8 protein-coding genes, 1 tRNA gene and 1 pseudogene are annotated in these 11,595 nt (G+C 61.2%); 5 read left to right on the forward strand and 5 right to left on the reverse strand.

Features of this window, described 5'->3' with window-relative positions:
* Window positions 1-101: 101 nt before the first annotated feature.
* The 3 genes from ACU0DV_RS05870 to ACU0DV_RS05880 form a co-directional block, all read right to left on the reverse strand.
* Entirely contained in the window at window positions 102-1,379 is a 1,278-nt protein-coding gene (locus ACU0DV_RS05870) for a hypothetical protein (RefSeq protein WP_446241242.1), read from the reverse strand.
* A 259-nt stretch (window positions 1,380-1,638) separates the two neighbouring features.
* Window positions 1,639-3,048, reverse strand: coding sequence for a TolC family outer membrane protein (locus ACU0DV_RS05875; RefSeq protein WP_283980850.1), 1,410 nt, complete (start codon window positions 3,046-3,048; stop codon window positions 1,639-1,641).
* A 47-nt stretch (window positions 3,049-3,095) separates the two neighbouring features.
* Entirely contained in the window at window positions 3,096-3,749 is a 654-nt protein-coding gene (locus tag ACU0DV_RS05880; protein ID WP_100929660.1) for a protein-L-isoaspartate O-methyltransferase family protein, read from the reverse strand.
* A 231-nt stretch (window positions 3,750-3,980) separates the two neighbouring features.
* On the opposite strand from ACU0DV_RS05880, the gene ACU0DV_RS05885 reads away from it, so the two are divergent.
* Window positions 3,981-4,054: transfer RNA gene (locus ACU0DV_RS05885), tRNA-Cys, on the forward strand.
* A gap of 39 nt (window positions 4,055-4,093) precedes the next feature.
* Here the strand turns inward: ACU0DV_RS05885 and ACU0DV_RS05890 are convergent.
* Both ACU0DV_RS05890 and ACU0DV_RS05895 read right to left on the reverse strand, forming a co-directional pair.
* A complete protein-coding gene (locus tag ACU0DV_RS05890) occupies window positions 4,094-5,122 on the reverse strand; it encodes a tyrosine-type recombinase/integrase (protein ID WP_446241243.1) in 1,029 nt (342 codons plus the stop codon).
* Window positions 5,123-5,162: 40 nt separating this feature from the next.
* The gene (locus ACU0DV_RS05895; protein WP_446241244.1) at window positions 5,163-5,441 is read right to left on the reverse strand and encodes a hypothetical protein; all 279 of its coding nucleotides are present in this window, start codon (window positions 5,439-5,441) and stop codon (window positions 5,163-5,165) included.
* Between the two features lie 283 nt (window positions 5,442-5,724).
* Here ACU0DV_RS05895 and ACU0DV_RS05900 point away from each other — a divergent pair, with 283 nt between their 5' ends.
* The 4 genes and pseudogenes from ACU0DV_RS05900 to ACU0DV_RS05915 all read left to right on the forward strand — a co-directional run.
* A complete protein-coding gene (locus tag ACU0DV_RS05900) occupies window positions 5,725-6,150 on the forward strand; it encodes a helix-turn-helix domain-containing protein (RefSeq protein WP_446241245.1) in 426 nt (141 codons plus the stop codon).
* Between the two features lie 5 nt (window positions 6,151-6,155).
* Complete coding sequence (locus ACU0DV_RS05905; protein ID WP_446241246.1) at window positions 6,156-6,386, forward strand: hypothetical protein; 231 nt, start codon at window positions 6,156-6,158, stop codon at window positions 6,384-6,386.
* Between the two features lie 61 nt (window positions 6,387-6,447).
* Window positions 6,448-9,669, forward strand: coding sequence for a site-specific DNA-methyltransferase (locus tag ACU0DV_RS05910; RefSeq protein WP_446241247.1), 3,222 nt, complete (start codon window positions 6,448-6,450; stop codon window positions 9,667-9,669).
* Window positions 9,670-9,672: 3 nt separating this feature from the next.
* Window positions 9,673-11,460 (forward strand): annotated as a pseudogene (locus tag ACU0DV_RS05915) (BPTD_3080 family restriction endonuclease); the annotation flags it as partial.
* Between the last annotated feature and the right edge of the window lie 135 nt (window positions 11,461-11,595).

An 11,595-nucleotide genomic window follows, 5' to 3' on the forward strand; every position in this document is an offset into this window, starting at 1 on the left:
GCTGAAAAAACCCGCTCTTCGGAGCGGGTTTTTCTTTTCAGAACAAGGATTTACGTTGCGTAGCCCTGATCGGGATCTCGCGGCGGACGGACGCGTGCGCGTCAGTCGAAGTCCTGTGTCATCATCACGCGATGGATTTCGCGGCGGACCAGCTTGCGCACGTTGCGGGTGATCCGCTCTCCGAGCACGCCCTGAAGCTCCTGACGGACGATCTCCGACACCATGTCGCGCAGCATCGCCTCGTCCAGGTAGGGCGCGTCGTCGGACGCCTGCGCGACAGGCTGCGAGGTCTCTTCTTCGCGGTCGGCGTCGGCGCGCGGCGCCACGGCCTGACGTGCGCTGTCCCTGCGGGGCGCGTGGTCTTCCCAGTCGAGCATCGGCTCCGGCGGGCGGTGACGGAAGGCCGGGCCAGTGGCGGCGCGTGCGCTGCTTTCTTCCGGGTCGTCTGCCTGCTGTTTTTCCGGCTCCGGTGTCTCGTCCGCCAGATCGTCCCAGACGTCGATCTCGTCATCCGGGACAACGGAGAGCGTCGGGCGCAGGGCAGCCGTCACGTCTGCGTGACTTTCGGCCCGGGCCGCGTCCTGATGGGCGTCCCGCGCGGCGTCGGCATCCCACGAATCTGCCTCTTGCGACATCATGTGAACCAGCGCCTCGGCCTCGTCGACGTGGTCGGAAAGGTCGTCGACGGGGTCCTCTTCGTCCGTACGATCGGATGACGTTGCGTCAGATTCCAGCTCTGCGAGGGCGGCATCCGCGTCGCTTTCGTCCTCGTCGGCATGGTCAGGGGCGGACTGCTGCGCGTCTGTGGCGACAGGCGTGGCGTTGTCGTCACGGCTGTTGATCAGCGCCTCCAGCGCGGCGATCTTCGCCTCCAGACCGCGGTCCATCGGGCCGAAGTCGGTGACGGCCTCTGCCTCTGCCAGCACGGCGGAGAGGTCGAGCGTGTCGTCCTCCGGCGCGTCCTGACCGTCCTGCAGCGCCTCAAGCGAGAGGGCCTCGTCGTCGTCCGCTGCGGGCTCGTCGACGGAGGCGAGGGCGTCGAGGACCGCGTCAAGCTCGGCCTCGTCCGGTGCATCGGAGGGCTCTTCCTCGTCCTCGGGGGTGTCCAGACCGACAGCGTCGTGGTCGTAGCGCGACATCGGTTCCGACAGGCGGACGCGGGTCCAGTCGGCGATCTCCGCCACCGGATCGTCCTCCGCCTCTGCGGCGGTGTCCTTGGTGTCTTCGCTGTCTTTGGCGGCGACGCTGTCGTCCTTGCCGGCGCGCCCTGCCCTGTCGTCCCCGGATCCGAAGACGCGGGCGACCTCCCGCTCGACCAGCCGGGCCAGGCGGCTCGGCTGTGCCGGTTCGGGCGTCTCCGACGGATTGGTGAGAAGCATGGGTTCCGGCGCGGGCTGCGGCCTGGGCGGCGGGGCGTCCTGCACCCGCAGGGCCGGCGTCAGGACAAGCCGTTCGACGCGCTTCGCCTCTCTCGGGAGGGGGTGGCGCGGGCCACCGTCCTCGGAGACGAGTCGCCGAATCGAAGACAGGATATCCTCTATCTCAACGTTCGTGACGGGATCTGACATTATTCTACCACTCTGACCTCGTCACCAATGTACCCGCTTGCGCGAATTCGCACAACAGACCCGAAAAAGACTAGTCTTTTCCGAGGGCGCGGAGGACACGGTCCAGTTCCTGACCCTGCTTGCTGCGCGCCACGGGCGCGGTCTTGACGAGGTTGTAGTAGGCCGCCGGATCGAAGTGCGGCACGTCCAGCCGCAGCGCTTCCGCCGTCATCAGGCCGAGCGAGGCCAGAACGTCGTAGGCCGCCGAGAACTCCGAGATCTGGGCAGAGATCAGGTTGGCCCGCGCGTCGAGCAGTTCCTGTTCGGCGTCGAGCACGTCGAGCGTGGTGCGTGCGCCCAGCGTCGCCTCCTCGCGGACCCCGCGGAAGGCGGTTTCCGCGGCGCGGACCTGCTCTTCGAAGGAGGTCTTGTTGGCGCGGGCGACCCGCAGCGCGCTGTAGGCAACGCCGACCTGCTGTTCGATGGTAAGGCTGACAACGTGCAGGTTGGCACGCGCCTGGTCGCGCCCGGCCATGGCCTGGCGCACCGCCGAGGCCAGCGCCCCGCCCTGGTAGATCGGCCCGCTGGCCTGCAGCGAGACCGACCCGCCGCGCGAGAAGTCGTCGTTGCCGAATTCCTCCGTCACGCCGTAGGTGCCCTGCAGCGAGACGGACGGCTTCATCGCGCCCTTGGCGATGAGGATGTTCAGTTCCTGCACGGCCACGGCATATTGCGCGGCGTGCATGTCGGGGTGGCGCTGCAGCGCCTGCCGCTTCGCTTCCTCGACGCTGGCGGGCAGCGAGGGCAGAGATGTCGGCGTCACGAGGTTGCCGGGATCGCGGCCGACGACGGCGTGGAATTCCTCGCCCGCCTGGATCAGCGAACCTTCGGCGGCGGCCAGCGCGGCCACGGCGGCGGCGAGGCGCGCCTCTGCCAGCGCGACGTCGGTGCGGGTCACCTCGCCCACGTCGAAGCGGTCGCGCGCGGCGCGCACTTCCTGCCGGATGACGCGGACGTTGTTCTGACGGAGGCCGAGGGTCTGCGCGGATTCGCGGATCCCGAGGAAGGCCTTCGCCGCGCGCAGCAGGATGCTCTGTTCGGCGGAAAGCAGGTCGGCCCGCGTCGCAAGCACGGATTCCTTGGCCACGTCCAGGGCCAGACGGTTGCGGCCGCCGGCGTAGAGGACGATCTCGGCGGTGAGGCCCACGGTCGCGTCATGGGTGATGTTGCGCGAGGTCAGGCCGCTGGCGCCCGCGGTGCCGTACTGGCGCCGCACCGAACCGGACCAGTTCAGCACCGGGCGCAGAGAGGCGAGCGCCTGCGCCACATCCTCGTCGGCGGCGCGCAGCAGCGCGCGGTTCTGCTCCACAACGCCGCTGTGGATGTAGGTATAGGAGAGCGTCTCGGCCAGCGTTTCCGCCCAGCCTGCAGTGGCGGTCGCCACCGATACCGCTATCGCGGCCACCCCTCCGACACATGTCGCGCGCAGTCTGCTCAGCATAGCTGTCCCCAATCGCAAGTCCCGTCCCGGCTTCTCGTCCGGTTGTATCAGAGCGCGAACACTTCGTCCTTCGTGAACCCCGGCAGGACAGGCGCCGTGCCGTTGAACGCGAAGCGCCAGTTGATCGCGCCATCGTACTTGTGGCCCACCCGGACGGTGCCGAGCGCGCCTTCCATGAAGATGACCGCCATGCGGCCGCCTTCCTTGAGCTGGTCGCACAGCGTCTCCGGCAGCGTCTCCACCCCGCCCTCGACGATGATGACATCGTAGGGGCCGTGTTCGGCGGCACCGGCATCCAGCGGACCCTCGTGCAGGATCACGTTGTCGGCGTGGTGCTCCGACAGGAGGGACTGCGCTTCGGAGGCGCGGGTGTCGTCATCCTCGACGGCGACGACCGCCTCGGCGATGCGGGCGATCACGGCGGCGGAGTAACCCAGCCCCGCACCCACGTCGAGCACGAGGTCGTCGTTGGAAATGTCGAGCGCGTCCAGCATCTTGGCAAAGACGCGCGGGTCCAGAAGCACGCGCCCGCCACCCAGCGGCACATGCTCGCTGACATAGGCGGCTTCGATCCGGTCACGCGGCACGAAGGCTTCGCGCGGGACGGTGAGCATCGCTTCGATGATCGGGAATTCGGTCACGTCGGAGGGCCGCACCTGCGTGTCGACCATCATCCGGCGTCGTGTGGCAAAATCGCTCATGCACTAAACTCTTTCGTTCAGAGGCCTGAACTGCGTTGTGCCACATCCCGACCGGGGCGGCAATGTCTGAGCCGGTCAAACTTGGGTGTAGTGTTGCAACTGTCAGACGCCCCCGAGGAACGGACGCCCGGCAGGTCCGGCGCGCGCGGGGCCGCGCCGCGGCGGCAATCGGAAAGTCGACGGATAACCGCTTGACGTCCCCGGGCGGGCGCCCTAATCAGGCGAAACTCTGGCGAGTTGGCGGAGTGGTGACGCAGCGGATTGCAAATCCGTGTACACCGGTTCGATTCCGGTACTCGCCTCCATTTAACTTCAAGCACTTAACACCTTCCAAGTTCTGCCCGTCACTGGGCGTTTACATTAGCGTTTACAGTTTTGCTCTCGCGACGCCGCTTTTCCCGCCCAAGAAGCTCCAAAACCTCGGCGCTTTCTGAGGGTGAAACAGCGGCATAGTGTTCGATTACCGATGCCGCGTAGCGCAGTGACCACCCCATATGGTTGGCAATCTGATTGAGCGCCAAACCTGCGCGGAGTAGCCGTGTGGCGGCAGTCCCACGTGTGTCTTGCAAGCGAAGCGATGGATCGCTCAGTTTGTCCTTGATGCGCTCGCGATATCGAGCAATCGCGCGGCTGGCTGACACAGCATTCAAAGGGCTGCCGCGGTCGTTCACGAGTAGTATGGACTGGTCAGAAGGCGTCGCATCAATCAGCGTGCGTAGCTCCGGCGTCACCGGGATGTGCGCGATTCGGCCACGTTTTTGTGTCCGCACCCTGAAGCGTTCCATGCCATCAAACTTCTCCAGATTGTCACGCGTGAGTCGCACCAAGTCAGATGGTCGCAGGCCGGTTTCGCAAGCCAGCGTCAAGACGCGTCCAGCCCAATCGGGAGCAACCTCCAAGAAGTTATGGCGGTCAGCATCGGTCCAAACAATTTCGGACCGATCGACGCTGTAGATACGGTGCAGTCGGTCACAGTAGTGAGCTGAGATTTTGCCCTCATTCCGCGCCCAGTTCAAAATTCTCACGGCAACAGTGCCCGCGTAATCATGCTGCTTCGGGGAATCTTTCCATTTCGCACGCCATTCGTTCAGCTCTCCCCGCGATCTTGGATTTTCCCACAGTTTGGCGGGGTCTTCTTCAAACTCATCGGCGAAACGCAGGGCCCACTTTCGATAGTCTTGTCTCGTGCGCACCCCTTTGGGCATGGCAGTGCTATCCAAGAAGTCATCAACCATGTGAGACGTCATGTATTCGGAAGGCTGGTGCTTATTGATCACCTCGGCATAGGCCAGCGAAAAGCCTGGATCGCGTGGCTCGCGTTCTCTTGACGCCCAGAATTTAGGGCCGCCCCGCCAAGCATAGAAGTGGTGCAAGACGCCTTCCTTCGTGCCCCGGCGCACGCGGTGGACACCTTTAGGAAGATTGCTCCGCGGCACGGCGCGCCCTCCTTCTTGCTACAAGGTCATGTTCCTGACTGATGCTACTTGTGGCGGATGTTAATCCCTGCGCCGCATCAAGCTTGAACCGAACAAGCTTGGCGTCGAAGTAGTTGGGATTTCGACGGATTGGCCGGACATCCAGACGACGGCAGAATGTGCGAAAAGCGTCATTTGGAGAAGAAAAGCCAAACATCTGCGCCAGCTCGCTGGCGCTGACTAAGGCTATTTCTGCTGCAATCGCCTCCTTACTCATGTCCTTGCCCCTCACAGCGATCATCTGGCGTTACCATGTTCCGTTCGATGAACTCGGTGATTGCATCATCCGGCAGATAGAACGCCCCACCGATTTTGATGTGCTTCAGTTGGCGTGCGGCCATCAGATTTCTGATCCGACGTTCCGGCCACCCGCTCTTTTCTGCGAGTTCGCGCGGTGAAAGTAGTGAGCAACTCGACACAGCTCTTCCCTCTCGTGCAAAATTTCGCGATGCTAGGCTAAGAGCAACGCAACGGTGTAACTTTTTGCACGATAGGGAAAAATGAAGCATACGTCAACGGGGCTGGAGTTCATTGGCGCACGAATGCGCTCAGCGAGAGAAGCTTCCGGCTACTCCCAAGTGAAGTGCGCCGCGCTCCTCGATGTGTCGGAGCGGTCTTACAAAAGCTATGAGCTAGGCAAACGTGAACCGTCACTGAGGACAGCCGTTGACTTTTCTGAGCGCCTACAGGTTGATTTGCGCTGGCTAATTCTTGGCGAGGAAACGGTTCCGACAAACAATCTTATCGAACTGTCGGAAGAAATAGCCGCAGCGCTTTTTGAGCAAGCTTCGGCGGGAGCCTTTACGCCTAAAAAGTTTGGCCGCATTGCTCGTTATGTCCTCGAGCAGACCATTGCCAAGGGAACAGACCCGCAAACGGAAGTGAAGGAAGTGCTCTCAATCTTTCAAGATGAGGCGGAGGAATAACGAACTTGGAATATGCACAGCAGGTAAACCGATTGGCTGGCCGTCTTCGAATTATGGGGGTCGGGTTCGGCTCTTTAGGCGCGATTATTGCTATCTTGAGTTCGGGTATTATTCCACCCTTTGGGCTGGTGCTATCGGCTGCGCTGCTCGCCTCGGGCGTCACGGCAGCCTTTGTTGGCGACTATTTGCTCCGGTTGACCCGCAAGAATACAGATATCGACCAACAGACATTCTGATACGCCAGATGCCCCCTTCGGGCGCGCACATACCTTTTCATATCTAGTGAGACCCGCCTCTATGTCCGACACGCTCCGCAGCCTTATTCTCTCCCTTTTGCCTGAAGACGGCTCATCCATCGGCAATGGAGCCATGATGGCTCGGTTGCGCGACCATATCTCGACCCTTTCCGATGAGAGTTATACCGAAACACGGGACGCGCTGATTGATGAAGGCATCCTTGGTCGGGGCAAGGGGCGTGGCGGTTCTGTTTATCGGGCGGATGTGGCTGATCTGGAGTTGACCGCGCCCGTGGCGAAGGAACCTAAAGCCACCACCACCAGCACGCGCAAGAAGGCCAGCCGCAAATCGGATGAGCCGACCGAGGTACTTTCGTACCGCCATGGCGAGACGCGGGTGAACAACCCCGAGGTGGGGATGGTGCACGCCGACACCGACCCGGATGGGGAGAAATCGACCTGGGCCCATGACCCGCACTTGGACCCCGTGCTGAACTTCGACAGCTCGCGCGGGGCGATTGAAACGCTGATTGACGACGCACTGGCCAGTGACGATCCGGAGCGGATGAAGGACGCGCTTCAAGAACTCAAACGCTTGCAGGCCCCTTACCTGAACTGGACGGGCAAGGCGGAGAAGACGAGCTTTGAAGTTGATACCGTCTCGCTCCATGTCCATGAACGGGTTGACCCGGCGACGATCCTTGCCAATGCGGCGAAGAGGCTGAAAGGGCAGGATGCGGCCACACAGTGGCGGCAGCCGGACCTATTCGCGGCCCCGTTCGAGAACCTGCCGCTGCGCCAAGCGCTGGATTTCTATCACCATGAAAAGGGCTGGTCGAACCGGCTGGTGGCGGGGGACAGCTTGCTGGTGATGAACTCACTCCTGACCAAGGAGAGCATGGGCGGCAAGGTGCAGACGATCTACATCGACCCGCCCTATGGCATCAAATACGGATCGAATTTCCAGCCTTTTACCAACAAGCGCGATGTGAAGGACCGGTCAGACGCAGACCTGACGCAAGAGCCCGAGATGATCAAGGCGTTCCGGGACACATGGGAATTGGGCATCCACTCCTACCTCACCTATCTGCGCGACCGGCTGATGCTGGCGCGGGAATTGCTGACCGAGAGCGGGTCGGTCTTCGTACAGATTTCGGATGAGAACCTGCACCATATTCGAGAGTTAATGGATGAGGCATTTGGCGCGGACAACCTTGTCAGCGTAATCACCTTTAAGAAAACGACTGGCGCCGGCAGCCCGACCGGCGGAACGAACGTGCTGGCGGCGACCAACGATTATATCGTTTGGTATGCAAAGGATCTGAAACGGATAAAATACCGCCAGCTATATTTGTCCCGTGGCGGCGAAGGATGGGTGAATTACAACTATGTCCGCGACGAACACGGCGAACACCGTCGTTTGACGAAGGCCGAAGGTCAGGACTGGAATGCGTTGCCAGACGAAGCGACGGTCTATCGACGCGACAATCTTACCTCGACCTCGTCAGCCGGAGATGCAGCAAGCCCCTTCGACTACTTGGGCCAAACTTACTCCCCGTTTCCTGGTGGCTGGAAAACTTCACTGGCGACTGGAATGCCGCGCCTTTTCCGTTCTGCCCGGATGGAAGCCTATGGCAAAACGCTCGCTTATCGGCGCTTCGCGACTGATTTCCCTTGGTTCAAGATCACCAATCTCTGGGATGACACCGTCACCGGGGGCTTCGCGGAGAGCCGCTACTATGTCGTGCAAACGGGCGCCAAGGTCGTCGAACGCTGCATGCTGATGACCACTGACCCCGGCGATCTGGTGCTCGACCCCACCTGCGGCTCCGGCACCACCGCCTTCGTCGCCGAGAAATGGGGACGGCGCTGGATCACCTGCGACACCTCGCGTGTGGCGATCACGCTGGCCAAGCAGAGGTTGATGACCGCCAGCTTCGATTATTACGCCCTGCGCTATCCCCATGAGGGGCTGAAGGGCGGGTTTGACTATGAAACCGTGCCGCATATCACGCTGAAGAGCATCGCCAACAACCCCGATATCGACACGATTTATGATGAGGATCACCGCAAGATCGCGGCGGCGCTGGCAGACCTCAACGCCGCGCTGACCGCCGCCCCGCCGAAGCATCTCAAGCCCGCCCAAGGCGCGCGCAAGGGCAAGCCGGTGGACTTCGCCAAGGGCAACAGCATGCGCGAATGGGAGGTGCCCTTCGACTGGCCCGGTTCAGAGAATGGTGGGGATTGGCCCGAAACCGCCCGCGCGCCTTTCGACGCCTTCCACGCCGCCCGCCAGGCGATGCAGCGCCGCATGGACCAGTCCATCGCCGACCATGCCGAGCAGGAGACGCTCTACGACAAGCCGCGCATCGACAAGAACAAGCGGCGCATCACCGGCCCCTTCAGTGTCGAGGCTGTGCCTGCGCCCACCGTATTGTCTCTGGACGAGAGCCTGCCCGCGGAGGAGGCTGATAGCACTGTCGCCCGCTCTGGTGAAACCTCTCGCCAATCGCTCTGGCGCGATGAGCTGCTGAAAACGGGCGTGCGCGGCAAGGGCGGCAACATGATGCGCTTTGCCGAGTTCGAGGTGATCCCAGGTACCAAGTTCCTGCATGCCAGCGGTTCTATCGCCGATACGGGCGAGCGTGTGGTGGTCAGCTTCGGCCCAGAGCATGCCGCGCTGGAGCAGCGCCAGGTTGAAGAGGCTATGAACGAAGCTTACACCCTGATGCCCAAACCGAAATTCCTGCTGTTCTGCGCCTTTACCTTTGACCCGGAGGCAGCGAAGGACGTCGACGAGACGAACGCGCCCGGCATGACCTTCCTAAAGGTGCAAATGAACACCGACCTTCTCACCGAAGATTTGAAGAAGAAGCGTGCGAGCAATGAGAGTTTCTGGCTTATGGGACAGCCCGAGGTTGATGTGCGCAAGCGCGACGATGGGCTGTGGCAGGTCGAGGTGCATGGTTTCGACTACTTCAACCCCAAGACCGGAGAGATCGAAGGCGGCGGCACCAAACAGATCGCCATGTGGTCACTGGATACGGATTATGACCAACGCTCGCTGATGCCGCATCAGGTATTTTTCCCGATGGCTGATTCCAAGGGTGGTTGGAACCGGCTGAAAAAGACAATTCGGGCCGAATTGGACGAGGACCTGCTAGAGCAGTTTCACGGCACAGTGTCACTGCCGTTTGAGGCCGGTGACAACAAGCGAATTGCGGTGAAGATCGTAGATGACCGGGGGATTGAATCCCTCAAAATCATCGCGCTGGAGGGATAAGCCATGTCCCTGATTATCAACCGCCCTTGGGAGCGGCCAGAGCAGCATTGGGTCGAGGGAAAAGGCGGCAAGCTAGAGATCAAGCCGGAGCGTCGGCCTGCCAGCTACGAAGTGTTCGATGCGCGCAACAACACTAAGCGCACTGAAGAGCTGGCCATGGTCAATACGATCCGCGATCGCGTGGATCAGTGGCGCAATGATGGCTATCTCGGCGTAACCATCGTCACGCGCAAACTGCTGGAACATTGGCATGACGAGACCGCGCGCCAACACCCGTTCTATTTCTGCCAATTGGAGGCGATCGAGACGCTGATCTGGTGGGTCGAAGGGGCAGAGGCTTACAAACAGGGCATCCACGTGCCGGGCGACGGTGGAGCTTGGGAACGGCTCTGCAACAAGATGGCCACAGGCGCGGGCAAGACCACAGTGATGGCGATGATCATCACCTGGCAAGTGCTGAACGCGCTGACCTATCCGAAGCGGAACAAGGATTTCAGCCGCGCGGTGTTCATTGTGGCCCCTGGTCTGACGGTCAAGGGCCGGTTGCAGGTGCTGATGCCGTCTGAGGGCAGCTACTACGACGAGTTCAATTTGTGCCCATCAGAGTCGATGCGCCAGAAGCTGAACCAAGCCGAGGTGTTGATAGAGAACTGGCACACCCTGATGCCGCTGAAGGAACAGGACCGGTCCGTCGTCAAGAAGGGCAAGGAATCCGACGAAGCCTTCACCCGCCGTGTCCTCGATAAATTGGCAGCATACAAAGACATCATCGTCATCAACGACGAGGCGCATCACGCCTATCGCAAACCACCCGAAGTCAAGATTTCGAAGAAGCAGGCCGAGGAACAGGGTATCGACCTCGACGAGGCTACGCGCTGGATCGAAGGTCTGGACCGTATCCACAAGACCCGCCGCATTCAGCGTTGTTTCGACCTCTCCGCTACGCCCTTCGCTCCCACCGGCAAAGCCAGCACCGACACGGCGCTGTTCGATTGGATCCTCTCGGATTTCGGTCTGAACGACGCCATTGAGGCCGGGCTAGTGAAGACGCCGCGGGTGGTGGTGCGGGACGATGCGTTGCCGGATTCAAAGACCCTGCAATCAAAGCTCTACCACATTTATCGGGACAAATCGGTGTCCGAGGACCTGAACCGTGCCAAGGCGGAGGCTCATGAGGCGCTACCAAAGCTTGTGCAGGACGCCTACACCCTTCTAGGGGCAGATTGGCGTGAAACAGCAAGAGATTGGGCCGAAGCCGGGCATCATTCTCCGCCGGTCATGCTGACGGTTTGCAACCGGACAGAAACCGCCGCCCGGATCGAGCACTACTTCAACCAGGGCGATGCGCATTGGCCTGAATTACAGGCTCCGAACAAAACCTTGCGCGTGGACTCGAAGGTTCTGGACAAGGCTGAAATCGGTGAATCGGCGACGTCCGACAAAGCCTACGACCAGCGGCTTCAGGATATAGTGGAAGCATCTGATATACCGGAAACCCGCAAGCGGCAGTTGGTCAGCCTTAAGAAGGAAGAGCTGCTTCGCGAAATCATCGACAATGTCGGCAAACGCGGTCAGGCCGGTCAAAACCTACAGAACGTAATTTCCGTGGCGATGTTATCTGAAGGATGGGACGCGAAGAACGTCACCCATATCATGGGCTTGCGCGCATTCACGTCGCAGTTGCTGTGCGAACAGGTTGTCGGCCGGGGGCTTCGCCGCGTTTCCTACGACACTGACGAAAATGGTCTGTTTTTGCCGGAATACGTGAACGTCTTTGGTGTTCCCCTGAACCGCGCCGGGTTTGCCGGAGGCTGATTTGTCTTAGTTACGCGGCCATGCCTGATGTTTCCCGAGCAGCGTAGAAGTTTGCCTCGGCCTCTGCGGGCGGAATGTTCCCGATGGGTTCGAGAAGGCGGCGATTGTTGA

Source organism: Sagittula sp., from assembly GCF_052825245.1.

What these genes read in the sequence shown, in the direction of transcription:
- ACU0DV_RS05870 (WP_446241242.1), bottom strand. Translation starts at nt 1,379, where the DNA reads ATGCTTCTCACCAATCCGTCGGAGACGCCCGAACCGGCACAGCCGAGC.
- ACU0DV_RS05875 (WP_283980850.1), bottom strand. Translation starts at nt 3,048, where the DNA reads ATGCTGAGCAGACTGCGCGCGACATGTGTCGGAGGGGTGGCCGCGATA.
- ACU0DV_RS05880 (WP_100929660.1), bottom strand. Translation starts at nt 3,749, where the DNA reads ATGAGCGATTTTGCCACACGACGCCGGATGATGGTCGACACGCAGGTG.
- ACU0DV_RS05895 (WP_446241244.1), bottom strand. Translation starts at nt 5,441, where the DNA reads ATGAGTAAGGAGGCGATTGCAGCAGAAATAGCCTTAGTCAGCGCCAGC.
- ACU0DV_RS05900 (WP_446241245.1), top strand. Translation starts at nt 5,725, where the DNA reads ATGAAGCATACGTCAACGGGGCTGGAGTTCATTGGCGCACGAATGCGC.
- ACU0DV_RS05910 (WP_446241247.1), top strand. Translation starts at nt 6,448, where the DNA reads ATGTCCGACACGCTCCGCAGCCTTATTCTCTCCCTTTTGCCTGAAGAC.